The sequence below is a fragment of the Acetomicrobium mobile genome, assembly GCF_937920065.1.
Map to the genome: position 1 here is coordinate 1 of NZ_CALETC010000030.1, position 25,525 is coordinate 25,525.

At 43.5% G+C, this 25,525-nt stretch carries 26 protein-coding genes and 1 pseudogene; 19 read left to right on the forward strand and 8 right to left on the reverse strand.

What is annotated here, in order from left to right; translation table 11 throughout:
* Positions 1-137: 137 nt before the first annotated feature.
* The 3 genes and pseudogenes from Q7P41_RS12655 to Q7P41_RS01010 form a co-directional block, all read left to right on the forward strand.
* Positions 138-383 (forward strand): TRAP transporter large permease subunit, encoded by a 246-nt coding sequence (locus Q7P41_RS12655; protein ID WP_369693120.1) that lies wholly within the window; start codon positions 138-140, stop codon positions 381-383.
* Positions 310-711 (forward strand): 3-methyl-2-oxobutanoate hydroxymethyltransferase, encoded by a 402-nt coding sequence (locus Q7P41_RS01005; protein ID WP_303881428.1) that lies wholly within the window; start codon positions 310-312, stop codon positions 709-711. The genes Q7P41_RS12655 and Q7P41_RS01005 overlap by 74 nt, the downstream gene beginning before the upstream one ends.
* Positions 644-877, forward strand: a pseudogene (locus Q7P41_RS01010) (hypothetical protein); the annotation flags it as partial. The gene Q7P41_RS01005 and the pseudogene Q7P41_RS01010, both read left to right, overlap by 68 nt.
* Here the strand turns inward: Q7P41_RS01010 and Q7P41_RS01015 are convergent.
* From Q7P41_RS01015 to Q7P41_RS01025, 3 genes are all read right to left on the reverse strand, one after another.
* Positions 817-2,847, reverse strand: a complete 2,031-nt coding sequence (locus Q7P41_RS01015) for a methyl-accepting chemotaxis protein (protein ID WP_303881430.1) — start codon at positions 2,845-2,847, stop codon at positions 817-819. The pseudogene Q7P41_RS01010 and the gene Q7P41_RS01015 sit on opposite strands and share 61 nt — an antisense overlap.
* Before the next feature lie 246 nt (positions 2,848-3,093).
* The gene (locus Q7P41_RS01020) at positions 3,094-3,348 is read right to left on the reverse strand and encodes a hypothetical protein (RefSeq protein ID WP_303881433.1); all 255 of its coding nucleotides are present in this window, start codon (positions 3,346-3,348) and stop codon (positions 3,094-3,096) included.
* Positions 3,349-3,890: 542 nt separating this feature from the next.
* Complete coding sequence (locus Q7P41_RS01025) at positions 3,891-4,955, reverse strand: alkaline phosphatase (protein WP_303881436.1); 1,065 nt, start codon at positions 4,953-4,955, stop codon at positions 3,891-3,893.
* 414 nt (positions 4,956-5,369) lie between these two features.
* On the opposite strand from Q7P41_RS01025, the gene Q7P41_RS12660 reads away from it, so the two are divergent.
* From Q7P41_RS12660 to Q7P41_RS01080, 12 genes are all read left to right on the forward strand, one after another.
* Positions 5,370-5,564, forward strand: coding sequence for a transposase (locus Q7P41_RS12660; RefSeq protein ID WP_369693122.1), 195 nt, complete (start codon positions 5,370-5,372; stop codon positions 5,562-5,564).
* Between the two features lie 263 nt (positions 5,565-5,827).
* The gene (locus Q7P41_RS01030) at positions 5,828-6,802 is read left to right on the forward strand and encodes a bifunctional 4-hydroxy-2-oxoglutarate aldolase/2-dehydro-3-deoxy-phosphogluconate aldolase (protein WP_303881439.1); all 975 of its coding nucleotides are present in this window, start codon (positions 5,828-5,830) and stop codon (positions 6,800-6,802) included.
* A 131-nt stretch (positions 6,803-6,933) separates the two neighbouring features.
* The gene (locus tag Q7P41_RS01035; RefSeq protein ID WP_303881441.1) at positions 6,934-7,947 is read left to right on the forward strand and encodes a zinc-binding dehydrogenase; all 1,014 of its coding nucleotides are present in this window, start codon (positions 6,934-6,936) and stop codon (positions 7,945-7,947) included.
* Positions 7,948-7,983: 36 nt separating this feature from the next.
* Positions 7,984-8,748, forward strand: coding sequence for an SDR family NAD(P)-dependent oxidoreductase (locus tag Q7P41_RS01040; protein WP_303881443.1), 765 nt, complete (start codon positions 7,984-7,986; stop codon positions 8,746-8,748).
* Positions 8,749-8,762: 14 nt separating this feature from the next.
* Entirely contained in the window at positions 8,763-9,731 is a 969-nt protein-coding gene (locus tag Q7P41_RS01045) for a C-terminal binding protein (RefSeq protein ID WP_303881446.1), read from the forward strand.
* A 103-nt stretch (positions 9,732-9,834) separates the two neighbouring features.
* Positions 9,835-10,665, forward strand: a complete 831-nt coding sequence (gene kduI, locus Q7P41_RS01050) for a 5-dehydro-4-deoxy-D-glucuronate isomerase (protein WP_303881448.1) — start codon at positions 9,835-9,837, stop codon at positions 10,663-10,665.
* A 107-nt stretch (positions 10,666-10,772) separates the two neighbouring features.
* On the forward strand, positions 10,773-11,768 hold the full coding sequence (locus tag Q7P41_RS01055; protein ID WP_303881450.1) for a TRAP transporter substrate-binding protein: 996 nt from the start codon (positions 10,773-10,775) through the stop codon (positions 11,766-11,768).
* A gap of 124 nt (positions 11,769-11,892) precedes the next feature.
* Positions 11,893-12,408: a TRAP transporter small permease gene (locus tag Q7P41_RS01060; protein WP_303881453.1), complete on the forward strand. Its 516-nt coding sequence runs from the start codon at positions 11,893-11,895 to the stop codon at positions 12,406-12,408.
* Positions 12,409-12,424: 16 nt separating this feature from the next.
* Positions 12,425-13,735 carry a TRAP transporter large permease gene (locus tag Q7P41_RS01065; RefSeq protein WP_303881455.1) on the forward strand — a complete coding sequence of 437 codons (1,311 nt, stop codon included), beginning with the start codon at positions 12,425-12,427 and terminating at the stop codon, positions 13,733-13,735.
* Positions 13,736-14,018: 283 nt separating this feature from the next.
* On the forward strand, positions 14,019-14,744 hold the full coding sequence (locus Q7P41_RS01070; RefSeq protein ID WP_303881456.1) for a B3/4 domain-containing protein: 726 nt from the start codon (positions 14,019-14,021) through the stop codon (positions 14,742-14,744).
* 185 nt (positions 14,745-14,929) lie between these two features.
* Positions 14,930-16,219, forward strand: coding sequence for a glycine/sarcosine/betaine reductase component B subunit (locus Q7P41_RS01075; protein ID WP_303881458.1), 1,290 nt, complete (start codon positions 14,930-14,932; stop codon positions 16,217-16,219).
* Between the two features lie 16 nt (positions 16,220-16,235).
* Positions 16,236-17,549 carry a glycine/betaine/sarcosine/D-proline family reductase selenoprotein B gene (locus Q7P41_RS01080; protein ID WP_303881460.1) on the forward strand — a complete coding sequence of 438 codons (1,314 nt, stop codon included), beginning with the start codon at positions 16,236-16,238 and terminating at the stop codon, positions 17,547-17,549.
* A gap of 235 nt (positions 17,550-17,784) precedes the next feature.
* Here the strand turns inward: Q7P41_RS01080 and Q7P41_RS01085 are convergent, their stop codons facing one another.
* A complete protein-coding gene (locus Q7P41_RS01085) occupies positions 17,785-19,671 on the reverse strand; it encodes a TRAP transporter permease (RefSeq protein ID WP_303881461.1) in 1,887 nt (628 codons plus the stop codon).
* A gap of 104 nt (positions 19,672-19,775) precedes the next feature.
* Positions 19,776-20,765 (reverse strand): TAXI family TRAP transporter solute-binding subunit, encoded by a 990-nt coding sequence (locus Q7P41_RS01090; RefSeq protein ID WP_303881463.1) that lies wholly within the window; start codon positions 20,763-20,765, stop codon positions 19,776-19,778.
* Between the two features lie 416 nt (positions 20,766-21,181).
* Between Q7P41_RS01090 and Q7P41_RS01095 the strand changes: the two genes are divergently transcribed.
* Positions 21,182-21,709 carry a macro domain-containing protein gene (locus Q7P41_RS01095; protein WP_303881465.1) on the forward strand — a complete coding sequence of 176 codons (528 nt, stop codon included), beginning with the start codon at positions 21,182-21,184 and terminating at the stop codon, positions 21,707-21,709.
* Positions 21,710-22,009: 300 nt separating this feature from the next.
* Here the strand turns inward: Q7P41_RS01095 and Q7P41_RS01100 are convergent, their stop codons facing one another.
* Entirely contained in the window at positions 22,010-22,201 is a 192-nt protein-coding gene (locus tag Q7P41_RS01100; protein WP_303881467.1) for a type II toxin-antitoxin system HicB family antitoxin, read from the reverse strand.
* 198 nt (positions 22,202-22,399) lie between these two features.
* Between Q7P41_RS01100 and nudC the strand changes: the two genes are divergently transcribed.
* Positions 22,400-23,185, forward strand: coding sequence for an NAD(+) diphosphatase (gene nudC / locus Q7P41_RS01105; RefSeq protein ID WP_303881468.1), 786 nt, complete (start codon positions 22,400-22,402; stop codon positions 23,183-23,185).
* An 18-nt stretch (positions 23,186-23,203) separates the two neighbouring features.
* On the opposite strand, the gene Q7P41_RS01110 is transcribed toward nudC, so the two are convergent.
* Positions 23,204-23,641, reverse strand: coding sequence for a MarR family winged helix-turn-helix transcriptional regulator (locus tag Q7P41_RS01110; RefSeq protein ID WP_303881470.1), 438 nt, complete (start codon positions 23,639-23,641; stop codon positions 23,204-23,206).
* 90 nt (positions 23,642-23,731) lie between these two features.
* Positions 23,732-23,902, reverse strand: coding sequence for a transposase (locus Q7P41_RS12665; RefSeq protein WP_369693121.1), 171 nt, complete (start codon positions 23,900-23,902; stop codon positions 23,732-23,734).
* 224 nt (positions 23,903-24,126) lie between these two features.
* Between Q7P41_RS12665 and Q7P41_RS01115 the strand changes: the two genes are divergently transcribed.
* Both Q7P41_RS01115 and Q7P41_RS01120 read left to right on the forward strand, forming a co-directional pair.
* Positions 24,127-24,630, forward strand: coding sequence for a hypothetical protein (locus Q7P41_RS01115; protein ID WP_303881472.1), 504 nt, complete (start codon positions 24,127-24,129; stop codon positions 24,628-24,630).
* Positions 24,631-24,657: 27 nt separating this feature from the next.
* The gene (locus tag Q7P41_RS01120; protein WP_303881473.1) at positions 24,658-25,461 is read left to right on the forward strand and encodes a DUF4198 domain-containing protein; all 804 of its coding nucleotides are present in this window, start codon (positions 24,658-24,660) and stop codon (positions 25,459-25,461) included.
* Positions 25,462-25,525 lie beyond the last annotated feature (64 nt).

Below are 25,525 nucleotides of genomic sequence, written 5' to 3' on the forward strand. Positions count from 1 at the left end.
GTCTTTGATCTTTAAATTAACATTTTAAGGCAACATGCTAGGTAAATATTCAAAACTAAAGATCTGACCCTCGGGGCCTGAGATTACGTGGAAAAGCGTATTGTCTGCCTTTGTGGAAGCCATTATGGGCGCTTATAATGCCTTTAATAATTCTTGGCGGGATATACCGGGGAATCTTTACTCCCACAGAAGCGGCAGCTGTGGCATGTGTTTATGCCTTTGTTGTAAGTAAGTTTGTGTACAAAGAACTCGAATACAAAGACCTTTCAGGCTTGCGAAACAGAAGCCATTCACAATGCGGGTATCCTTATGAAGAACGGCGCAGACTGCGTAAAAATGGAAGGAGATTTATATGCAGCAGAAAAGGCAGCAGCTGTCGTTAAAGCGGGAATTCCCGTCATGGGACATATTGGTCTTACTCCACAGACCGCTGCATCTTTTGGAGGATTTAAAGTGCAGGGGAAGAGTATTGAGTCGGCAAAAAAGATGATTGAGAATGCGATTGCTTTTGAGGAGGCCGGAGCATTTGCGATTGTCTTAGAATGTCTCCCTTCCGCTCTAGGTACTCTTATTGATGAAAAACTCTCTATACCTACAATCGGCGTAGGAGCAGGCTCTCTGTGTGTAATTTTTGCGGACGAGAGGGGGAGGAGACGGCGATGCTGCTGTATTTGTCCTAAGGATGTTGTTTGGTGCTGCCGTTGCGCATAACTTCAGCCTGGCCAGTTCCGCAGCAGGCCCGGGCATACAAGGCCCCGCCTCTTTTTCAGGATCCATGCCGAATAGATGCATCCTCTCCGCTGCAACTAACCTGATTTACTCCAGAGGCTTCAGGGCTGCTCTCTGCGCACCCTTCGCACTGGCAGCCTTGAAGTAGGACAATACTTCTTCAAGTTTCCTCGCTCCTTCGTCCAGTCCTGCTGCGTCACCTGCGATCGTTTCAGCAGTCTTGCCGATCTCTTCCAAGGCCGTTCTCATATTATCCACCAGTTCGACCATCCTGATTGCGTCCTTAGTGATTTGGTTTGTTGCGGATGCCATCTCTTGCGTGGAGGCGGACTGTTCCTCGGCTATGGAAGCCAGGGACTGTATTGATTCGCTAATCTTGGCGACTTCCGTTGTAGCATTTTCCAATGTCTTTTGCGTTTTTCCGACTGCTCTGATGACCTTCATAGTCATATCGATAGTTTCTTTAATTGTGGAGGCAGTTGCATCTGTATTAGTATCTAGATCGGATATGAGATCGTTGATCTCCTGTGCAGCTTTTGAAGATTCTTCTGCCAATTTTCGAACCTCCTCGGCGACGACGGCAAAACCCCTGCCGTGTTCTCCTGCACGTGCAGCCTCTATGGCTGCATTCAAGGCAAGCAGGTTGGTCTGGTCAGCGATGCCAGTTATCACGTTGACAAATTCAGTAATTGAATGTAGGGAGGAAACGAGGTGGTTCGTCTTTTCGACGCTGTCGCTCGCCATATTTCTAACAATTTCTAAAGACCTAGTGCAGCCGATCATCTGCCTGTTTGCTACTTCTACGGCTTTTTGGGCATTGCTTACAGCCTCAGATGCTTCTACTGCACCTTTTGCCGCATGTTGTGCTCCGCTTGCCACTTCTTCAATGCCTGCGCTCGTCTCCTCGGTTGCAGCGGAGTTGCTTTCGGCCAGCGAGTAGATCTCCTCCATAGAGTTGTTGATACTATCAAGCGACGCCGTGATTTCCTGCGTTGCTGAAGCCATGGCAGCAGAGGCATCTTTGTGCTTTTTGCTTATGCTGAGGGCATCTGCAACGACTTGTCTCAGTTTTTCGACTGTATCTTTGCATGCTGATGCTATCCTGCCGATTTCGTCTTGCGATTTTACTTCGAAATTAACGTCCAGATATCCCTGACCAAATTTTTCGACGGAACCCGTTATTGCAGCCAAGGGTTTTGTTATCTTTGAGGTGACAAAAAACATAATTAAACTGACAAGCACTAAAGCTGCAATTATGGTTATGATAACGGGAATTACGCTTTCGGAAGCAATACTTGAGATGACACTCGAAGGTATTATAACCATAGCACTCCAGCCGCTGGCGTAATTTAGCGGACTGTAAAATACCTTCAGCTGCTTGCCATTTGGATCGGATATGTCGCCCATGCCCTCTTTTCCGGAGAGAATGTTTGCTTCCAGTGCAGATAACCCTTTAAAGCCCTGGGAATCGGCCTCGGATAATTTAAGCTTCATGATGTAATCGGCATTTGGGTGAGTGACTATAGTTCCAGTACTGTCTGTTAAGACGACGTAACCTAAGCCAAGGGGAGTGAAGTCTTTTGTAATTTCGATCAATTTATCAAGGGAAACGGTAAAGCCGGCTAAGCCAACCTTCTGCCCCTGATCTATGACGGGGAAAGCTATAACGAAAGCAGGTCTTTGTGTGGCTTGCGAGATCAAAGCCTCGCTTACTGCATATCTGGTATTTTGTTCAAAAATAGCCTTAAAATAGCTTCTATCGGAAATGTCTAAAGATAGACCGTCAGTGGTCTCTGCCCTTCCGTCGGTCCAAGCTAAAATTCCCGATTCAAAGGCTGGCTCTGCCTTAGAAAGATCGATCAGCGCTTGTCGTGCCTGTTCCCAATCCATGCTTCTCACTCGAATGGTAGAAGCTACTGATTCCGTTCTGTTCATTAGCCCGTGAATAGTTTCGTCAATTTGACCTGCTACAGTCTTTGTAATCTGTTTCGACAGATCAACAGTTACGTGATTTACATGCTTTGACACTTGAAAGTAGGACGTTACAGCTATAACGACAAAAGACGCTATTACAATTGCAAGAACGCTTACCAATATCTTAGTCCGTATGGATTTCATTCAATTGCCCCCTAACCTGATATAACTTAAAGTTAAACCAATGTCGCTTCGATTTTCTAGATTGAAACGTTAATGATAATTCTGATTTTTTAATCATTTTTAATCGATATTAATAATGACACATTGGCCTTTCCCAGTCAATAACTTCGCGGCTCTATAGTAATTTCGTCGAGTACATAATGAAGGTCGTTATGGGGTAAATCGCGAATTGCTGGAGGGCTATTCTTTAAGGACAGACGATCTCTTCTACAGCATGGCCATAGACGAGGCCGCATTAAGGTTGAATACGCAGGGGAAATCACCAAATACCTTGAGGTTTTGGAAATGGCAGCCTTCGACCGTTTCGCTTGGGTATTTTTCAAAGTCTAGAGCACGAAGTTTTGACCTGCAGGCTGTTATCAAATATTGAGTGGCCGTCAAGAGGCGCCTGAGCGACGGTCTCTCGGCCTGCGCAGCCCTTGCAATGCGCAGGCGCATAGATCTTCCTTGAATTTTCTCCACATGTTCGTCGTAATTTATTTTTCTTATTTTTAACGCCTTCCTGAAGCTGTAGGCTTCCTATTTATTAATGCAATTTGTAAATATATAGCGTCAATACGCTAGTAAGCAAGACACCTACTTTGGTCGTGAGTTAAATACCATAAAAGCTGGAGTATATCACATTTTGCCTGCATTATAACTCTTTGCCTGTATTATAACTCAAAGCGAAGTTGAAATATTCTAAATATTAGAGTTTCAATATTATAATATTATGAAGAAAGAAGTTAAACAAACCTTAAAGCCAATGCCCAAATTTCAAGGGCTTCTATATTTATCAAAGGGCTGAAGTAGAATTTGAAGCGGCGACATGGCGAACGGACTTTTCTGCTATGTCGCCGTCTCTTTTTAATTTTCCTTCATACATAGTTACGATATAGTTATGATGAGCGTGTGAGTATCGGAATCGAAGGTGATAAACTCTACAACACCAGAGACGGGTGAGTGAACTATTTCTCGCGAACTTGGCTTCATCCCTACTGGGTAATCTTCTTTTATGTTAGCACCTATACCAACACAACATCTGAGGATACGAGGAGGGCGGCCAGGTGGTCACCTTCTTTTATGTTAGCACCTATACGAACCATGACTCCTGCAGTGGCATTGACTTGAATGGCAGCTATTTCCTCATCCGTGAGGTCTGTTATGCCCATATACTCGGCTGCGATCTTTTTGATTGCCTCGGCAGATGAATCTTCCTTTAACATAGGTGCGATTTTTTCTTCAACAGAACCCTTTACGTCAAAAAGAACTTCAGGCTTTGCCCACTGCTCCTCGCCCATGCCTATAGATAACCCTCCGGTGGCATGGTCTGCAGTAACGATGACGAGTGTGTTGCCATCCATTTTAGCGAAATCAAGCGCCGCTTTGACGGCCTCGTCAAATGCCATCATATCAGTCATTGTCGTTGGAGTGTCATTAGCATGAGATGCGTGATCGATCCTTCCTCCCTCAACCATGAGGAAGAACCCTTCTTGATCTTTGCTCAATATCTCCAGTGCGGCTTTTGTCATTTCCGCGATGCTTGGCTCTTTTTTTACGTCTCTGTCGAGCTCGTAGCTCATATGGCTTCCTTCTAAAAAAACGTTTACGTCGGCGTTAACCAACTGTTCTGCTATGGCGTTTTCGTTATCCCTGTCGTCTATGTGGGCGGCGAATACCGCAGGCGTTGCATGGGTTATTCGAGTTGTGGTTACAAGCCCAGTCGCTTTTCCTTTGTCGCGGGCATTTTCTAAAACGGTGTAGAGAGCTTTGCCCTCCGGTGTTTGAGATATAATCCCGTTATCGGTTTTGTATCCAGTAGCCAAAGCTGTACCTGCTGCAGCTGAGTCTGTGATAACACCGCTTGACGGCAAAGGATGCGTTGTCATTGCACCTCCAACAGGGCACTCTTCTATACCGAGACTTCCTTTGGCCAGTCTTCCCAATGTAAGTTGCGGGAAGCCCATTCCGTCGCCAATCATCAGTATTATATTTTTCGGCATTGCCTCTTGGGCTACAGCTCCTCCGGCAAGTATGGTAACAAGAAGCAGGAAGACAGTTGCCCATATTGAAAAAATACGCATCTTCATTATTAATAGCCTCCTCCTTTTAAAGATTTTTCTTGCCTTTGCGGGTGGTAATGCATAATTACCGTACTTGTGGCTTTATCTTCAGCGAAAATATACGACTCCCTCCTTTCCAAACAAAATTTCCACTGACATTAATTCTATCTGGGAAAGGTTACCGATTTATTTAAAATTAGTTAAACTTATGTCACAATTGCGAGGGAGCGGAAATAGAAGGAGGGAAGTGTCCTTTTTTAAGAGATGGTGCAGGTCATGCTTTATCTTTAAGGCAAGGGCTAGTAGATGTATTTAGTAAAAGAGTGAGTCATCGGGGTTACGTCCTAAAGGCCACTGAAGGAAACATCTGCGTATTAAAGCTTAAAGTTAGAGGGCGCGAAAAGCCCTTCAGTTCAAAACTCGGGACATTTTTCAAGAGAAATACCCAAACACTCGAAAGGCTGGCTAACAGCTTACGCAAGTGTCCTTTCTACAAGGGATATAAAAGACACCCTCATTGAAGTCATACGAGATGCGATTTTAAGCAAATCTGCAGTAAGCAACTATAGCGGTGCTTTACACAAGGATTTCGAGGAGTTTCAAAGCAGGGACTTAAGCTACTTCGATATTGGCTAGACTTGCTGGTACTTATCTCCATTTGTTAAATTATTTGACCCGTACCAAGAAAGAATATTTACTCGATCATTATATGACCTTGACAAATATATTTAAAGGTTTATCATAAAAAAACCACCTAGGGAAACGATAATACGAAATGTGAAATTATGAAACACAGTACGGTAAGGTTGTTAGCGTCAAAATATTTATTTTCAATAAAGTGTTAAAACATATGTTGCAGTAATTTAAATTATTGTATCATTGAGGAGGATCTGACAAATATGCTGATAAATATGAATGATATTTTTTGTAAAATTGGATCAATAGGTATTATTCCGGTTGTAAAACTTAGTTCGGCAGAGCTGGCTTATGATCTTGGCAAGGCGCTATTAAAGGGAAGCATTCCTGTTGCTGAGATCACCTTTCGCACCGACGCAGCTGAAGAATCTATAAGGATTTTGTCAAAGGAATTTTCCGATCTTTTGGTTGGCGCTGGTACTGTCACAACTACAGAACAAGTAAAAAAGGCAAAGGCTGCTGGTGCTAGTTTTATTGTTACGCCTGGTCTAAACCCTAAGGTTGTAGCTTTTTGCCAAGAAGTAGGCATACCGATAATTCCTGGTGTCAATACGCCAAGCCTTGTCGAAGAGGCATTGGAGATGGGCCTTGAAGTCCTTAAGTTTTTCCCCGCAGAAGCATCAGGTGGAGTTAAGACGCTCAAAGCCCTTGACGGTCCTTACGAAGGTAAAGCATCTTTTATCCCAACAGGTGGTGTGAATACAAAAAACCTGGCGGAATATCTTGCATGTTCAAATGTCTTTGCGGTCGGAGGAAGTTGGATGGTCCCAAGCGAAGCAGTCGAAGCATGTGATTTTAAAACGGTTGAAAGGCTTTGCCATGAGGCCAGGTTGCTTTCTTTGGGGTTCGATCTTCTTCACGTCGGCATCAACGGGAGCAATGCCGAAGAAAGCTTAGCCAATGCAAAACTTCTCTCCGAAATGTTTGGCATGCCCGCTAAGGAAGGCGACAGCTCCATTTTCGTCGGCACGATATTTGAGATCATAAAATCAAAAGGGCGTGGCACTAATGGTCATATCGCTTTATCCACTCTTTCGGTGGAGAGGGCACTCGCGTGGCTTTCAACATTCGGCATCCACCCGATAAAGGAAACCATAAAGCAGGAAAAAGGCAAGATTACTCTCGCTTATCTCGATAAGGAGGTTATGGGCTTTTCTTTACATCTTAGCAAAAAATAGGATGGAGAAATGCAGTTTATTAAAAAGGGAGGGATTGTGCGCAGTTAATTTGCATAGTGAAATACTAACAGTCTAAAGTTATCCTTGCCAGTGGCATGTGTTGGAATGTAATTGTGTAAGGAGGCAATATAATGAAAGCGCTTATATATGCAGCTCCCAAGAAGGTAGAAGTAAGAAATATACATGACTCTCTACAAAAGCCCGGTGCAGTAAAGCTTAGAATTAAATTTTGTGGAATCTGCGGCTCTGACATAGGCATTTTTCTTGGAACCCACCCGAGGGCGAAACCACCTCTGGTATTGGGGCATGAGTTTGTAGGTATCGTCGAAGAAGATGGGAAAAAATTCAAAAAAGGTGACAGGGTTGTAGCATACCCTCTTATTTCTTGTGGCCAATGTCGTGCATGTCGTACTGGCAATGCTCACGTTTGCAACCATTTAGGACTTATTGGTATTGACACTGATGGCGGTATTTGCGAGTACATTTACGTTGATGAAGATATGCTATTTAAAGTTCCAGACAGAACGTCTGACAAGGCAGCCGCGGTTACTGAGCCTTTGGCAGTTATTGTAAGATCAATTCATCAGAGTGGCTTTCAAGCCCTTGATACGGCTGTTGTTATTGGTGCAGGTCCAATAGGGATGCTTACTGGTATAATGCTTAAGAAGTTTGGTGCATCCAAAGTATATATCTCGGATTTAATTGATACACGCCTTAATCTTGCAGAATCCTTTGAAATGGTCCCCATTAATCCACAGAGAGACGACTTAGAAAGAATTGTAAAAAAGGGCACGGATAATGAAGGTTGTGATGTACTTTTTGAATGCAGCGGTTCTGCGGCAGCAGCACTTCAAATGACCGCGATTACAAGGGTCAGTGGATCAATATGCATGACATCCGTGCATAAGCAACCCCATCCAGTTAACTTGCAGCAACTCAATTTTAAAGAGCAAAATCTAGTCGGGACTCGCGTATATACGAAAGAAGAGTTTAAACAAGCCGTGGAATACACCGAGAAGGTTAATCAAGATCTCGAGAAGATAGTTTCTCACGTCATACCACTCTCGGAAAGCGAGAGTGTTTTTGACATGATAGCTGATCCTAAAAATAACACTGTCAAAGTCCTTATAGACTGCAGTAAATAGAAAAAAAGCACATAGAATAATTAAGGAGAGAAACAAATGCCAAATATGTTTGATCTTAGGGGTAAAACAGCAATGGTAACAGGAGCCAGCCGTGGATTGGGTGCTGCAATGGCTGAAGCTCTTATGGAGTCTGGAGTAAAGGCTGTCCTTTTTGCTACTTCAAATAAAATACTGACAATAGCAGATGAATATACCAAAAAAGGTTATACATGTTATGGCTTGGTAGTAGACTTGAGCTTGGAAGAGGAAAGAAAGATTGCCTTTGAAAAAGGTCTGAATTTGCTTGATAATCGACTAGATATTTTAGTTAATTGCGCTGGCGTACAAAGACGCCACAAATCAGAGGAGTTTCCCTTGGATGATTGGAACTATGTTATTGAAGTGAATCTCACAGCAGTTTTTCGCATGTGTCAAATGGCTGGCAAGGTAATGCTTAAACAGGGAAAGGGAAAAATAATCAATGTTGCATCTATGCTTTCCTTTTTTGGCGGTTTAACTGTTCCAGCTTATGCTGCCAGCAAAGGCGGTGTAGCTCAGCTTACAAAAGCACTTTGTAATGAATGGGCCGGCTCTGGCATCAACGTCAATGCGCTAGCTCCCGGGTATATGGCCACTGAAATGAATACAGCACTTATGGATCCATCAAATCCAAGATACAAAACAATAACAGATAGAATTCCCGCTCATAGATGGGGTACACCTGAGGATATGAAAGGGCCCGTGATTTTTTTAGCATCATCGGCATCGGACTACCTCAATGGGGCCATAATTCCTGTAGACGGCGGATACCTCGCATGTTAGGAGGTTGATTTTAAGTGAAGGTTATAATAACGGATTGTGATCATGATAGCATCAAAATCGAAGAGGATATATTAAATGCAGCAGGTCTAGAATTTAAGCTTTTACAATGTCGAACTGAAGATGACGTTATTCAAAAATGCGGAGAAGCGGAGATATTTATTAATCAATATGCACCTATTACGGAAAGAGTGATTAGAGAACTCCCAAATTTAAAAATAGTTATTCGCTATGGCGTAGGTGTCGACAATGTTGATTTGGATGCCGCAACTAAGTATGGAGTTATAGTATGTAATGTCCCCGATTATGGCATGAACGAAGTCGCTGAACAAGCCATGGCCCTTATGTTTGCTTTAGTTCGTAAAACTGTGATTATGGTAAACGATACAAAAGCTGGCAATTGGGATTACACAAAAGCAGTTCCAATTCATCGTTTTAATTGTCTCACTATAGGTATATGCGGAATGGGTAGGATAGGGCGTAACTTTGCCCATAAGGTGCGCCCTTTGACTTCTAATATTATTTGTTATGATCCTTTTGTTCATCCATGCGAGGCAAATGGCTTGGAGTTTGTTAAAAGCGTGGATTTCGACACATTGTTGAGGGAGTCGGATATCATCTCTATTCATACTCCATTAAATAAAGATACAAAGGGCATGTTTGATATGAACGCTTTTAGAAAAATGAAAAAAAGTGCATATTTAATAAATACTGCACGTGGAGGTATTGTTAATGAAAAAGACCTGGATGAAGCTCTTGCTATAGGGGAAATAGGAGGAGCAGCTTTGGACTGCATGGAAAATGAACCAGTAATAGGTGGTCATCCTCTATACAAGCATGATAATTTTTTACCTACGCCTCATATGTCTTGGTACTCCGAGGAAGCCTATAGGGAGCTAAAAAGGAAGGTGGCCGAAGAAGCCGTACGCTTTAGCAAAGGAGAAAAGTTACGTGATCCCGTGAATGCTCCCAGAGCACCCAGATAAATACATTTGTTATGGAGCAAATGGGATATTAGCAAGAAAATTTCTTACTAGCAAGAATTAAAATAATAACCTGTTTTTACTATAATTGGGAGGTGTCCTATTTATGAAAGTGTTTTATTCTAATCACCCGGATGATGTTAAGAAATACGACACTGAGGAATTGCGAGAAAAGTTTCACGTAGGAAGAATTTTTAGTCCGGATTCTATCAATCTCTACTATAGCCATCAAGATAGGATCATATTTGGAGGAATCATGCCGTCGCATAAAGTGCTTAATCTTGAAGCTGCGGAAGAACTTCGTGCAGAATATTTTTTAGAAAGAAGAGAACTAGGAGCTATAAATATTGGCGGCAAAGGAGTAGTTACCGTTGATAATACGGAATATCTCATCGATAAATATGAAGCTATATATGTTGGTAAAGGGTCAAAAAAGTTAAGCTTTTCCTCCGAATCATTAGAGGATCCTGCAAAATTCTATATTGCAAGCTGTCCCGCACACAGATCTTGTCCAACCAGAAAAATTTCTTATGATGAAGCAATTCATACAAAAGCTGGAAGCGCAGCTGATGTAAATAAGAGACAGATAAATAAATATATTCACGATGATATTCTCGATACTTGTCAACTTGCAATGGGAATGACAGCAATTGAAGAAGGAAGTGCATGGAATACCATGCCATGTCACATCCATGAGATGCGAATGGAAGTCTATATGTATTTCGATATGGAAGAAGATGCAAGGGTTTTTCATTTTATGGGGTTGCCTCACGAAACCAGGCATATTGTGGTAAAAAACGAAGAAGTTGTCATTTCTCCATGCTGGTCCATACACGCAGGCGTTGGCACTAAGAATTATAAATTCATATGGTCTATGTGTGGTGAAAATAAAGATTATGATGATATGGATAATATTCCAATGGATGTTATAAGATAGCTTCTGTATCATTGAAAGCAAAAGGAGATAGAGGTGATTAATTAACAGTGATAAATACGATATGTTTGGTTTCAAAGATCATTTTAACATTTTAAGGAGGGTTTTTTATGAAAAGGCGTTTGGTGGGCGTAATTATTGGGTTAGTTATTTCGATAGTGTTCATTAATACGGCCTCAGCGGCAACTACTCTTAAAATTGCATTTAACCAAGATAAAAGTCACCCTCAGTATATTGCAATGGAGCAGTTCGGAAAAATTTTGAAGGATAAGACGAAAGGAGAGTACGAGGTTCAGATATTTCCAAATGAGCTTCTTGGAGCGCAAAAAGAAACACTTGAAATGGTTCAATCTGGGACAATCGCTATGGCTATTGTAGCTAATGCACTACTTGAAAACTGGAATTCCGATTTTGCCGTTTTTAATCTTCCATATATGTTTGAAAGCGTTGATGAGCAAAAAGCGATTGTAAACAATCCTGAGATTGTTGGGGATTTGTATCGTTCTCTAGAGCCACATGGAATTAAAGTCTTAGCTGCGTTTCATGGTGGTGTACGGAATGTTTATTGTAAAAAGCCAATAAATTCACCTAGTGACCTTAATGGACTGAAGATTCGAGTAATGCAATCGGATACAATGATTTCTATGATGAATATGATGGGTGGTACAGGTATCTCAATGGGGCAAGGTGATGTTTATACAGCAATTCAGACGGGAGTAATCGATGGGGCTGAAAACAATGAACTGATATACAACTCTCTTTTGCATTACGAGGTAGCGCCTTGTTATAGTTACACCAAGCATTTAATGCAGCCAGACGTACTTACGATTAGCACTGAGGTTTGGAATTTGCTTCCAGATAATGTGAAGGCAATTTTTGAGGCAGAAATACCAAAAGCTATTGATCTTGAGTACAGTTCTTTTGATGACGCTGTGAAAACTGCGCTTGCGAATGTTAAATCGAAATGCGAAAATTTAGTTATTACTTATCCAGACATAACACCTTTTCAGGAAGCTGTGGCACCTCTAACAGAGTCCAAACTTACCACTCCAGCTGCGAAGCAAATATATAAGCAAATTTTGGAATATAGAAGTTCTCGCAATTAAGAAACTCACTAGCGATATTGTGTAAAAAATGTAATCGTGATTAATTTTTAACTGACAACTCAAACTCCATGGCTATTTAATTGTTTTTGGAGTTTGAGTTGTCCTTGAAAAGGGAGTTGGTTCCATGTTGCGAATTCTTAATATGATGCAACAAATACATGTTTTGTTAAGAAAAATTCTAGCAGGAGTTTGCGTGGTGGTAATGGTTGCGCTAGTTTGTGCTGTTACATGGCAGGTTTTTTCAAGATATGTCTTAAGCAATCCAAGCAGTATTACTGAAGAGTTGTCGACCATATTGTTTGTGTGGATGGTACTTCTCTCGGCAGCATACCTTTTCGGAGAAATAGGTGGACATATGAATATGGGAGTTATTTCGGATAAAGCGAAGGGAAAAAAGAAGTTGGTGCTTGATATCTTAAGTCAAATTGCAATACTTTGGTTTGCTGTTTTTGTGCTTATTAGAGGCGGTAGTGTGGCCGTTATTAACTGTATGAAGCAAGTAAATTCAGCCATTCCGTCTATAACAATAGGCCAAATATATATCGCATTACCAATTTGTGGATATGTTACAGCATATTTTAGTGTTTTTTTCATATTAAAAGATATATTTGCATGTTTTATTAATAGTCATAATCATTGAGGAAGGAGAAATTCATATGATAGAATATGCTTTTGAAGTCGGGATAATTCTTGTTATATTAATTTCTGTCCTACTTTTGATAGGGACTCCTATAAGCATAAGTATGGGAATTGGAGCAGTAGCAGCATGCTTTGTCGTTCTTCCAAGCCCAAAGGTTGCAGTGACAGCGGCTCAGCGTATATACTCTGGTATAAACTCCTTTTCTCTCCTCGCAATTCCATTTTTTGTCTTAGCAGGCAATATAATGAACAACGGTGGCATAGCGCAACGATTAGTTAACTTTGCAAAATCCCTTATAGGTTCTATTCCTGGAGCGTTAGCGCAAGCGAATATTGTTGCAAATATGTTTTTTGGATCGGTTAGTGGCTCTGGGGTTGCAGCAGCAGCAGCAATCGGAGGCATCCTTGATCCCGTAGAGAGTAAGGAAGGATATGACAAACGTTATTCTGCGGCAGTTAACATAGCTTCTGCACCTTGCGGAATGCTTATACCACCGAGTAATATTTTCATTGTTTATTCTCTAGCGTCGAGTGGTGCTTCTATAGCTGCTTTATTTATGGCTGGATATATTCCAGGAATATTGTGGGGCGTTGGTTGCATGATCGTTGCTTATTATTATGCAAAGAAGCGCGGTTATAAACCGAGTCCTATTTTGGGAGCTCGTGCGAAACTTAAAACATTTGTAGATGCTATTCCGTCTTTATTTTTAATAGTAATTATAGTAGGCGGTATTCTTGGTGGAGTATTTACAGCAACTGAAGCAAGTTGTATTGCTGTCGTATATTCTTTACTTCTTTCTCTCTGTTACAAGCAATTGACTTGGAGAATTTTATATGATGCATTTTTGAGCTCGGTTAAAACTAGTGGGATGATAATTTTTATGATCGGTGTTTCATCTATTCTTAGCTGGATAATGTCTTTCACGGGAATACCGACATTTATTGCAGAAGGTTTTTTGAGTCTTACAGACAGTGGAGTCCTTATCCTTCTTATGATGAATATAGTTCTCCTTATTATGGGTTGTATAATGGATCCTACGCCAGCAGTATTAATTTTCACTCCTATATTTTTGCCAATCGCAGTAAAACTTGGTATTAATCCTATTCACTTTGGTGTAATAATGGTTTTTAATCTCTGTGTTGGCACTATTACACCTCCAGTTGGACCGATACTTTTTACGGGTTGTAAAATAGCCGACCTGAAAATAGAAAACGTGTTTAAACATCTCCTACCGTATTTTATAGTAGAAATTGCAATACTTCTTTTAATAACTTTCGTTCCAGTGTTGTCCATGTACATACCGACTGTTGTTGGTCTTGTAAAGTAGTTGTAAGTCGGGTTAGGATTATTGATAGAATCCTTTATACTGTATAATCCGATAGAAGTATGGTGTAATAAAGAGGCTTAAAAAATACTCTAAAACATAGGTATTTGTTAAATTGAGTATATTTATGATTTGCTAATGTATTGTTTATGATAGTTATAACTTGGTCAGGTCATTATCTCTCGTAAGTGGAGTGGATTATTTAGGATACCTTGACATATAGAATCACGGATCCATTAAAAGCGGGATCCCGCTTTTATCTGCGGACTCCTAATAGGAGGAAATCATGAAGATCACGATCGCACCTGAAATCTTAAAAGCATACCCTGGTACTCACATAGGCTGGCTTTATGCTCATGTGATCGTAGAGGCAAAAAATGACTACGTTGAAGCCTTAAAATCAGAGCTGCCGCGGATCCTTCAAGAATATGGGCTGTCTAAAACAGAGGAACTGTCAAAACATCCGAGGATCGCCAATTGGCGGAAAATCTACAGCGCCATGGGCGTCAAGCCCAGCAGCTACCGTTGCTCTTTGGAGGCGCTTTTAAGGCGCGTGATTAAGGGTGAAAACATTTGGAACGTTTCAAGCGTGGTCGATTGCTATAACTGTGTTTCTGTCATGACGCTGCTTCCCATGGGAGCTTATGATGCCTATAAACTTAAAGGAGACCTCACCCTGAGGTACGGAAGAGAAGGAGAAGTATTCCTTCCCCTCGGATCTGGCGAGGAAATTCCCGTCAAAGAAAGCCACATTGTCTATGCCGATGAAGAAAAGATTTGCTGTTGGCTGTGGAATCACCGCGACAGCAGGTTGTGCGCCGTTACGACCGATACAAAAGAGGCGCTCTTTTTCGTCGATGCAGCCCAGGAATCCGACGCACCTGACGTAGAAAAAGCTTTGGACCTACTTTCCCGTCATCTTGAGGCAATTGGATGCAAGGTCAAGGCAAAGGGAATTATAAACAAAGCTACGCCACAGGCAAGTGTCATCAATAGCTCGTTAGGTTGCTAGAATCGGCCGTACACATTTGGGTTCAAGAGCTTCCGTTAGCACGGCAACTATCCTCAGAGCCTTGCGGAGTGGATCATGTTCCTTCTTTAAAGCTCTAAGAAAGTTCTTTATTCTTGAGTCCATTTCATGCGATACATCTTTGTGAGGGGCAAAATATCCTTTACCCCAAAAAGGAGGGGCTTCTCATGCGGCTGGAGTTGCATAAAGTGAAGGTGCGCGACGTCCGGTGGGGCGACGCCACCAAGGTTGAAGGAGGAGTCTTGTACGTGGACAAGACATCCGCCTTAGAGGAGGTAAAAGACGACGCTTTCGCCAAGGTCGATCTTGAACTGGCAAGGCCCGGCGAAAGCACTAGAATCATCCCCGTGAAGGACTGCATCGAACCAAGGGTAAAGCTATCTGGTGGAAATGGAAAGGAATACTTCCCCGGCTTTTGTTCGCCCATGCAAAGGGCGGGCAGTGGTGCGACGCTCGTGCTTGACGGAGCGGCGGTTGTGACGTGCGGGTCCATCGTGGCCTTCCAGGAAGGGTTCATCGACATGAGCGGGGAGGGAGCGCGCTACACTCACTTTTCTAAGACCAACAACGTAGTGCTCGTCGTAGAGCCCGTCGAAGGCCTTGATAAACATAAATACGAAGCCGCCCTGCGCATCGCAGGGTTAAAACTTGCAACTTATTTAGCTCGAGCCTGCAAGGATTCAAAGGCCGATGAAGTGGCAACTTTCGAAAAAGGTTCCACCGCAGAAGAAAGCGCGAAATACCCCGACCTTCCAAAGATACTGTACGTATGCATGTCCATAGCCCAGGGGTTGCTTCACGACACATACGTTTACGGCGAAGACATCAAATTGAGCTTTCCTTTTTTACTTCACCCAAACGAGGTGCTCGACGGTGCCGTCGTATCGGGAAACTGCGTTTCCGCCTGCGACAAAAACACGACCTACCATCACGTAAATAACCCCGTCGTCTGTGACCTGTACGAACGTCACGGCAAAGACTTGAACTTTCTTGGCGTCGCCATATCGCCCGAAAGCACCGTTTTAGCGGGGAAGGTGAGAAACGCACTTATGAGTGCCGCCATAGGAGTTGAGCTTGGTGCCGACGGAGTGGTCATAACCGAAGAAGGCTACGGCAACCCCGACACGGACCTTTGTCTGACGGCCAAATATTTCGAGGAAGCTGACATCAAGACGGTCGTAATTTCCGACGAAGCTGCGGGCACGGATGGCAAAAGCCAAAGCCTGGCTGACGCCACGCCCGAGATGAATGCATTCGTGTCTACGGGAAATGTCAACGAGATGATCGTCGTCCCACCAATGGAAAAGATAATCGGCGAGGCCGAGGCCATAGCTTTGCTGTCGGGCGGTTCCGCCGAAAGCTTGCGTGAAGACGGCTCCATGTACGTTGAGCTTCAATCTGTCATCGGTTCGACCGTAGAAATAGGCTATGGCAACGTAGGCTGCGAATGGGTATAAAGGGGGAGGAGTCTAAATGGCTTACCGTGTGGTTCACTACATAAACCAATTTTACGGAGGAAAGGGAGGAGAAGAAGTTGCCGATTTCAAGCCCTCTCTCGAGCAAGGTCCCGTCGGGCCGGGGTCGGAGCTTCAAAAGTTGTTCGGCGACGAAGCAAGGGTCACAGGCACCATCATCTGCGGCGACGGCTACTATGCCGAACACATCGAAAAAGCCCGTGCCGAGTGTTTAAAGATCGTTGAAGAGCTAAAACCAGACCTTTTCATAGCAGGTCCAGCCTTTAACGCCGGCCGATACGGAGTGGCTTGCGGCGACATCTGCGCGGCCGTAGTAGAACGTTTAGGCATACCTTCCGTGACGGGGATGTTTCCCGAAAACCCAGGCGTAGAGCTTTACTCAAAGCAAATCTTCATCGTTAAAACCGCAGACAGCGCCATGGGCATGAGAGAAGCGTTGACAAGCATGGCGCGCCTCGGCCTTAAACTATTGAAGCGTGAGCCGCTTGGTTCGGCCTTCGAGGAAGGCTATATCCACCGCGGCATACGCAAAAACTTCTTCAAGGAAAAAAGAGGGTCGCTTCGGGCCATTGATATGTTGCTACAAAAGATAGCAGGACAAGAGTTTCGCACGGAATACGAGATGCCCGTATTTAAAAAGATCCCTCCGGCGCCTCCAATAAAGGATCTAAAGCACGCCACCATCGCTTTGGTCACATCGGGCGGGATCGTTCCTAGGGGCAACCCCGACAGGCTTCGCGTTTCTTCGGCAGAAAGCTACGCCAAATACGATATCTCGGGCCTCGACGACTTGACCCCAGAAAACTTCGAGTCCATCCACGGGGGATACGATCGAATGTGGGCAAACGTTGACCCCGACGTTGTCGTACCCCTAGACGTTATGCGGGAGCTTGAAAGAGAAGGGGTATTTAACAAACTTCATCCTTATTTATATACGACCACGGGAACGGGAACGTCCGTCGCAAACGCCGAGCGCTTCGGCCGAGAGATAGGTCACGAATTAAAAGAGGCAGGCGTAGATGGCGTAATTTTAACCTCCACGTGAGGAACCTGCACCCGATGCGGCGCATCGATGACTAGGGAAATAGAAAGGGTGGCACAAATTCCGGTGGCCCAGATCGCCACGATCGTGCCTATCATGCTCACCGTGGGGGCAAATCGCATCGTCCCGGGCGTTGCCATACCTCACCCCGTGGGTAACCCCGAGGCAGGTCCTGAGGAAGACAAAAAGGTCAGGAGAAAGCTGGTGCTTAGGGCCTTGAAGGCCTTGCAGACCGAGATATTCGAACAGACGATATTTGATTCGGATTGAAGTTGCTTTTTACCTGAAGCAGGTGACGCGTTGGTGTTTAAAAACTAATTATCGATTTGTTCGGGATTCCTGCGCCTACAAGCTAGCTTTATTGCTTCCAAAGGGCACTATCCTTTGCCTGTTGTCGGCAGTTAAATAGGGGCCTTCCTTTATGCTATCGAAAGGAAGGCCCCATCACGCACGATATCACTTTTCCTGTTTCTACAGACCTTAATGGTTTCACTGTGTTAAGACCTTATCCGGCCTTAACGCTGGACATCACCTTAGTCCCAGATGTCATAAATAGGACAAGAACGGACATTACACATATTACGGTAACTAAAGGTCGGTGGTAAAATGCTGCAAAGCCAGCAACGGCAAAAGCTATTCGATGCCATGAAGATAGGGGAGCTCGTGCATAGCCTGTCATGGCAAAGGCAATGCCGGCGAGGGCTCCGATGCCGCTCAAAATAGAGAATAAAATTTGTATCGGAGTTCCTTGAAAAATAAGTCCTAAATCATAGCAAAATGCAAAGGGCACGACGAATGCTAAGACGCCAAGCCTACAGGCCGTGAAACCTGTTTTGTTGGGATCTGAACCTGCAATAGATGAAGCAGCATAGGCTGCCAGTGCAACTGGCGGTGTAATATTTGACACTATGGCGTAGTAAAAAACAAAAAGGTGTGAAGCTAGCGGGTTAAATCCTATTTTGACGAGGGCAGGTACACCCAAAGCAGCGGCGAGAATGTAGGCGCTGGTTGTTGGCAACCCCATGCCCAGGATAAGTGAAACGATAGCGATTAAAAGCAGTGCTAATAAGGGGATACCGTGGGCGATGCTAAGTACAGCGCTTACAAATTTGAAACCAACGCCGGAAAGAGCAACGGACCCAACAACTAATCCGGCAGAGGCACAAGCCAGGCAAATAATGGGAATACTTCTGGCTCCGTCATGGATAGCTTCAATTACTTTCTTTGGCCCCATTCTATGTTTAGGATCAAAGAGCGACATGCTCCAAGATAAAACAATTCCCGCAATAGCTCCATACATAGGTGTGTATCCGGCTAGCAGCATAAAGACAAGTAGGGCAATGGGCGACATCAAGTACAGTCGTTTAAGAACGGTCTTTTTAGATGGAAGTTCATCCGGTGGAAGTCCTTTTAGACCATCTCTGAGGGCGACTAGATGAGTCATTAAGAGAACGGCGCCATAATAGAATAGAGAAGGGAGCACGGCAGCTATCATTATTACTTTAAAAGGAACCCCTAAAAGAGCGGCCATAACAAAGGCTCCCGCTCCCATTATTGGCGGCATGAGCTGCCCTCCTGCACTGGCAACCGCTTCTACAGCTCCGGCAAAGTGAGGCTTATACCCAATGCGCTTCATTAAGGGAATGGTAAAGGAGCCGGTTCCATAAACATTAGCAACTGCTGATCCTGAAATAGAACCAAATAGAGCAGAACTTACTACTGCAATTTTGGCAGGTCCTCCCGCTGCGGTTCCGGTAAAGGCTTGTGCAAACTCCATGAAATATTCTCCGATGCCACTTTTTTCTAAGAAACTGCCGAAAATTAAAAATATCATGACAAAGGTCGCAGATACACCTAAAGACGTCGAAAAAATACCTTCGTCTGTAAGATACATGCCCTCAATAAGTCTATCGAATTCGGTCGGAATACCCCTGAGAACGGCAGGAAGTAAGCTAGTGTCGCACACATATGTATAAATTACAAAAGCCAACGCTACGATTACAAGAGGTAACCCTACGACGCGTCGAGTAGCTTCTAAAAGCAGTAGAATAAGCATAGTGCCAAGTACCATCTGAATCATGGTGATATCGTCTACGCCCTGGATACGCATCATTATTTGGTCGTAGTGCATTATGATGTATATTCCAGGTGCCGTAGAAGCTACGGCAAGTATCCAGTCGTACCAAGGGACTTTGTTCTCAGGGAGTTCTCTTTTCTTCGAAGAGGCAAAGGGGTAAAGAATGAATGCCATTGGTAGCACCCATGTTAGGTGAATTGCTCGCTGTAAATATGCTTCAAAGGATCCAAAAACAGCTGTGTAAAGATGAAATAAGCCCAGAGCAAGGACATAGACATAGAAAGCCTTTGCTACAGCGCCTTCAAGTTTTCTCATAAGACGAAACACCTCCTTGACAAAAATCGCAAAGCAAAGGGCAGGCTCAGAAGCCCGCCCTTAATCTTTTTTCGAGCAGTAAGAAAGTTCAACCGCTCAATAAGCTACTTCTTAGAAGCGGCTTCTGTCCAGTATTTAACAGCTCCAGCGTGACTCTTAATGGGATCACCTGGAATTGCCGTGGCCGGATCTAATTCCTTCATGTCAACAACGGCCTTGGCAAGAGTATCTTGATTTTCATGCATTGCCTTGCATAGGTTATATACAAGGTCTTCGTCCAAGTCATTGCGCACTACTATGCAGGTATAATCTCCAACTACCTTTACGGGTTCATCTTTGACAGACTTGTAAATGCCAGGATCTACTGTGAAGGTTACTGTGCCGTAATCAACACCAATCTTATCGAGGGTTTCCTGTTCCATTCCTAGGATAACTACGTCTGTCTGGCTTTCAATTTGCATTACAATGGAGGCAACTTTGCCCACAGAGAAGGCAAAGACGTCAAGATGGTTATCGGCAATCAGGTCTGCACCGTCGGAGTAGGAAGCGTATTCTACAGAGCCACCCCATTCTTTCAGAGCATTACGATAGTCAAGTCCAAAGCCGGACTTAAAAACGGCATTGACCATGAACTCGGAGCCAGTTCCGGTCTTCAGTGTTGCAAAACGAGTTGGTATCTTACGAGCAACCAAATCGTCAAGGGACTTAATGTTATGTTTCTCCACAAAATCTTTGCGGGCAATAAAATAAGTGTACTGAGTATAGAGGTTTGCCAGTATAGTTGCGTTCTCAACGGGAGTTTCAAAGGGAGGCATGCCACCTTTTTGAGCAACGGCAACCATAGAAGTATTGGAAAAACCAAGATCGCCTTTTCCCTTATCTGCATTGATAATGTTGGCAATAGCACCGCCGCTTATGCTCGTAGTGGGGATAACCGTCTGAGTCCAGAGGTCAGCGAGGGCGCCGCCCAAAGCAAACCAGTTTCCGCCTGGAGGTCCAGCCATAAAGCGAAGCTGGGAAGGCGTATCAGCAAAACCGACAGAAGTGAAAAACACGCAGATCAACGCGAGTGACACAATGAAGCTTCTTTTCAAGATAAACCCTCCTTACTGTTTTTAAAGATTAATTTATGAAGACAAAAGTCACACCTAATCCCCGGATAACTTTACAAGGCTTAAGAAACTATGTCAAGAATGTTTTTTGGCTTTATTTCAACCAGTGTGGAAAATTTTAAGTGGCAAGAGCCAGGGCTGATCGTTCTGATATAGGTTTCTGCGTTACAAAAATTACAAACTTGACCAAAGGCAGGCCGATTCTCAGGACGTATTAAACCCTAAAAAAAGACAGCTGTTATAATATTATTGTCTATGAATAAAAAGGCAGAGAACGCTTAAAATTCCTAAAATACCTGCCTTAATTTTTATATTTTATATATTGAAAAAGAAATCGCGGAAGACATAACGAGGGTCTTTAAGCACAAAATATGCCATTTCTGAAGGAGGTTAAGACAATGAAAAAGGAAATATCCGGCGTGACGATCGAATGCGTAAAAGGAGATATAGTGAAACAACCCGACGTAACCGCTATCGTCAATGCTGCCAATGCCTGGTTAAGGATGGGTGGGGGAGTTGCAGGCGCCATTCACAGGGCTGCCGGGCCCGGTCTTGAAGAAGAATGCCGCCCACTTGCGCCCATAAAACCCGGAGAGGCGGTAATTACGGGAGGACACAACCTTCCAAATAAATACGTCATTCACTGTCTTGGCCCACGTTACGGGATAGACAAACCTGAAGACAAGCTTTTGGCAGATTGCTACAGAAATGCATTAAAATTGGCAGATGAACACGAAATAGATTCCATCGCCTTCCCGGCCATTTCCACGGGCATATTTGGCTATCCGGTCGAAGAGGCGGCAGAAGTTGCCCTTAAAACGGTCAAAGAGGTAATACCAGCACTCAAACATGTAAAGCTCATTCGATTTGTACTTCACAGTGACTTTGACCTCAAGGTTCACGAGAAAGTGCTGGAAAGCCTGTAGGCTACTTAGAATAAGCGGCTTAACATCGGGCTTCTTTGCTATATAGGCCTTCGAGTGTTATTGTTTTGGACCGGAATGTATAGCAAATTACATTATTAACGATCGGGATTTCCTAAGCGAGCATAAGAAACTAGCATTACGAGAAGTTATAGTTTCGCTGTAATGGTAGATTGGTAATAGAACGAGATGAAGATAGTTTCTTTGTTTCCGCTAATAGCGAGGTTGTTCCTCTCAAGGCTAACCAGTGGAGGAGTTCTTGTAAACTTTCATGAGGCCATTTGGTTGCACATAGTTGATTTCTTAGAGAGCAGATGGGCTAATTTTTGAGCATTGAACGTTGGGGATATTTCCGCTTATCAAATCCCCCCAAAAGTCCTTCAAATTTTCTTTAAGTTCTTTCAGCGCTTCTCCTTGAGCCCAGTAATCGGGGAACTCTTCGAAATAACCGACCCACATATTGCCATCTTGCCAATGTATAAATTTTTGCTTCATTGACCATCGGCCTCCCACTTTATCCCTTTTATCATGCAATAGCGAAAATTACTAAGATGTAGGCGGCCTCACAGACAAGATCATAACAACCAAGCTAATTTTAGGCATCCTAAAAGAGTTTAATCAGAATTTCCAAAATTTTGTTATAGAATATAATGTAATGATTAAGGGAGGTAGTTCCTGCGAGGAGGAAATGTAGTGCAAGAAATTTGGTATATTTTTAAGGACGATAAACTCCTTTTGTGTCGTTCTTCTGAACCAAGGCTTTTGACCTCTTGCGATGTTGGGGCACTTTCTGGGTTGTTGATAAATAAAGGAACTGTCGTAATAGGCGATCGTGATAAAGGCAAGGTCATCAACGAATTTTGGGGAGAAATGGCCCATAACGCTGCAGTCCCGGGAAACATGATTACCATGGGATTGCGCGAAGTGGGATCGACTTTTGGCGAAGAAGTCTTTTATAAAGCTGCAAGGGCATTTCAGTTGATGAAGTGGTACGGGCATCATTTATTTTGCATGTCCTGTGGCGGTAGGCTAAAGCCTTCGCCATTTGACAACGGAAAAATTTGTCCCTCCTGTGGGGCAATCTTTTATCCTCCCGTGACGCCTGCCATTATAGTGGCAGTTGAAAGGGAAGGAAAAATACTTCTTGCAAGAAACGCCAACTTTCCCCCCGGCCGATATAGCGTAATCGCGGGGTTCGTCGAGCCTGGGGAAAGTTTTGAGGATGCGGTCAGGCGAGAAGTAAAAGAAGAAGTTTCCGTAGAAGTAAAAAACATCCGTTATTTTGGAAGCCAACCGTGGCCCTTTCCTCACACGATCATGGTTGGTTTTACCGCTCAGTGGGCTTCGGGAGAAATAAAGCCGGACGGTAGGGAGATCCTGGATGCCCGGTGGTTCGCCCCTGATGAGTTGCCCGATATCCCATCAGGCATCAGCATATCGCGCAAGCTCATAGATCATTTTAGGCAATATAATATCTGATCCACCGAAATTCAAGATTCAAGATCTGACCCTCCTAGCTTCTAGGATTACTAAAAGTTCCAAAACTTTCTTGATATGATCTAGGACAATAGGGTCTAAGTCTTTGAGCATTTCACTAACATAATCGGTGTAACGTTTGATGATTTTTGAAACCTCATTTACACCTTTATCGGTAATTCTTATGTAGCAAACCCGACCGTCTACCGGTGAAGGTTCTCTAAAAACATAGCTTTTGTTTTCCAACCGATCTATGATTTTACTTGTTCCACTTTTCGTGATGTTCAATTTTTTCGCCATTTCTAGTACTGTGATATCATCGTATTCACATAATTTTTTCAATGCTATAAATTCAATAAATGATAAATCTCCGCAATATTTACCGCCAAGGCCTTGACTTCCGAAACACCACGATAACTCCTGGATTAAATTATAAATATCAAACATTATTCTATTCACATTTTTCCTCCTGCACGGCAATATTGTTTACATTATTTAGAAAATTTTACCAACAATAGTTTCCATTGTCAACTAGAAAGCAGCTTTATTTCAAATAGTGTGGAAAGCTTCAAGCGGTGAGAACTCACACATCATCTTTCTGACATAGACCTCTGTGTTTTTTAAGCCAAAGGAGATTCGTTTTAGCATTTTAGCATTCGTGCTCCATCCTTCGACATAGGTATTGGTAATCTTTTTGTTGAAATAGTCCTTGACATCCAAAGTAAAATTGTATAAGATTCAACCACGGAGAGTTAGTCATCACTAACTAAAAATTCTATGTGGTCCCTTTCCTTGATTAAACTACACACTCAGCACCTACGGGAAAGGAATTGACTAACCTTGAGGTTAGTCATAACTAACTCGTAATGTACCGGTACAGCCTCTGGGCGAGCATGAAGAAGGGTCGATGAAGAAAAAATAGTAGTAAAGGAGGATGGAAGTGGATGAAAATTCGATTGAAGGCGATATTGGCAATTTTGGCGGTCTTTCTATTTTCTGCAGCAACAGCGTATGCACATACCCCGATACTATACGTAGAAGACCTGAAAGATGGAACAATCTATGTGGAAGGAGGGTTTTCCGATGGATCCTCTGCTGCTGGCATAAGGATCTATCTGGTGGAGGATTCTGTCTTTGAGGGAAACACCTCAGTTCGAGATGAGTATTTGGAGGCCCTGTTTGCGAGTGAGCCTTCGGAAAGGGCAGCTTACTTAGAAAAACTTGGATGCAAAATTGATGGCCACGGCAAGGATTTCAGCTATTCAGATTTGAAACCTGAATTATTTGAGAAAAAACTCATTATATTCCAATCTCAGCTCGATGAACACGGCGAACTGGTTCTGCGCAAACCCGAGGGCAAGTATCTGGTAGTTTTCGATGCGGGCCCGGGTCATGTGGTCGTCAAACAAGGCCCCGAGCTTACAGGCGCGGAAAAAAGAGTATCTTAAATAAAGCGGCAAAGGAGACGAACGTGAATGGCAAAAATATGCAGGTTTTTTGAAAAAGTTCTGTTTGCTGTATCGTTGAGTCTTGCGATTGTTTTGGCGTATTCCGCCTCTTCCATGGCACATTTTCAAATGATCTTGCCTTCGGATGACATCATAGAAGAGGGCGAAAGCAACGAAATCGATCTCCAGATAATATTCACTCACCCTGCAGAGGCTCATTACACTATGAACATGGAAAAACCGCTTAAATTTGGGGTTTTTCACAAGAAGAAAACACAAGATCTCACCGATGGGCTTAAGGATTTCGAGTTTCATGGAGCAAAATCTTGGAAGAGTAAATTTGTGGCAAAGGGTGGGGGCGACTTCGTATTTTATCTTGTGCCGCGCCCCTATTACGAAGACATGGAACAGACTTACATAACCCAATACACCAAGCTTGTTGTGAATAACGCAGGATTTCCCACTGACTGGGACGCAGAGCTTGGCCTGGATGCTGAAATTGTACCGCTTTGCAAGCCCTACGGCCTTTGGACGGGCAACGCCTTTCAGGGCATGGTAAAGCACAAAGGCAAAGCTGTTCCATTTGCTGAAATTGAAGTGGAAAGACTTAACGCAGGAGCCTTCAGTGACCTTGTATGCCCAGGTCAAAGATATCCGTCATCCGCGCATGTGACTCAAGTTATTAAAGCAGATGATAATGGAATTTTTACTTACGGGATTCCAAAGGCCGGATGGTGGGGATTTGCCGCTCTCATGGAGGGCGAAAAGATAGATGGCAAAGACCATGAGGTTGGTGCCGTCATTTGGGTAAGGGCTTATGACATGGAGTAATTGCTAAAGCCTTTGCCGGGGCATCCTTCTCTTTTCTCTTTGTAGGATGCCCCCTGCCATTTAG

What these genes read in the sequence shown, in the direction of transcription:
- Q7P41_RS01120 (WP_303881473.1), top strand. Translation starts at nt 24,658, where the DNA reads ATGGCAAAAATATGCAGGTTTTTTGAAAAAGTTCTGTTTGCTGTATCG.
- Q7P41_RS01055 (WP_303881450.1), top strand. Translation starts at nt 10,773, where the DNA reads ATGAAAAGGCGTTTGGTGGGCGTAATTATTGGGTTAGTTATTTCGATA.
- Q7P41_RS12655 (WP_369693120.1), top strand. Translation starts at nt 138, where the DNA reads ATGCCTTTAATAATTCTTGGCGGGATATACCGGGGAATCTTTACTCCC.
- kduI (WP_303881448.1), top strand. Translation starts at nt 9,835, where the DNA reads ATGAAAGTGTTTTATTCTAATCACCCGGATGATGTTAAGAAATACGAC.
- Q7P41_RS01015 (WP_303881430.1), bottom strand. Translation starts at nt 2,847, where the DNA reads ATGAAATCCATACGGACTAAGATATTGGTAAGCGTTCTTGCAATTGTA.
- Q7P41_RS01100 (WP_303881467.1), bottom strand. Translation starts at nt 22,201, where the DNA reads ATGAAGCAAAAATTTATACATTGGCAAGATGGCAATATGTGGGTCGGT.
- Q7P41_RS01065 (WP_303881455.1), top strand. Translation starts at nt 12,425, where the DNA reads ATGATAGAATATGCTTTTGAAGTCGGGATAATTCTTGTTATATTAATT.
- Q7P41_RS01075 (WP_303881458.1), top strand. Translation starts at nt 14,930, where the DNA reads ATGCGGCTGGAGTTGCATAAAGTGAAGGTGCGCGACGTCCGGTGGGGC.
- Q7P41_RS01095 (WP_303881465.1), top strand. Translation starts at nt 21,182, where the DNA reads ATGAAAAAGGAAATATCCGGCGTGACGATCGAATGCGTAAAAGGAGAT.
- Q7P41_RS01035 (WP_303881441.1), top strand. Translation starts at nt 6,934, where the DNA reads ATGAAAGCGCTTATATATGCAGCTCCCAAGAAGGTAGAAGTAAGAAAT.
- Q7P41_RS01085 (WP_303881461.1), bottom strand. Translation starts at nt 19,671, where the DNA reads ATGAGAAAACTTGAAGGCGCTGTAGCAAAGGCTTTCTATGTCTATGTC.
- Q7P41_RS01030 (WP_303881439.1), top strand. Translation starts at nt 5,828, where the DNA reads ATGCTGATAAATATGAATGATATTTTTTGTAAAATTGGATCAATAGGT.
- Q7P41_RS01040 (WP_303881443.1), top strand. Translation starts at nt 7,984, where the DNA reads ATGCCAAATATGTTTGATCTTAGGGGTAAAACAGCAATGGTAACAGGA.
- Q7P41_RS01060 (WP_303881453.1), top strand. Translation starts at nt 11,893, where the DNA reads ATGTTGCGAATTCTTAATATGATGCAACAAATACATGTTTTGTTAAGA.
- Q7P41_RS01115 (WP_303881472.1), top strand. Translation starts at nt 24,127, where the DNA reads ATGAAAATTCGATTGAAGGCGATATTGGCAATTTTGGCGGTCTTTCTA.
- Q7P41_RS01025 (WP_303881436.1), bottom strand. Translation starts at nt 4,955, where the DNA reads ATGAAGATGCGTATTTTTTCAATATGGGCAACTGTCTTCCTGCTTCTT.
- Q7P41_RS01070 (WP_303881456.1), top strand. Translation starts at nt 14,019, where the DNA reads ATGAAGATCACGATCGCACCTGAAATCTTAAAAGCATACCCTGGTACT.
- Q7P41_RS01005 (WP_303881428.1), top strand. Translation starts at nt 310, where the DNA reads ATGAAGAACGGCGCAGACTGCGTAAAAATGGAAGGAGATTTATATGCA.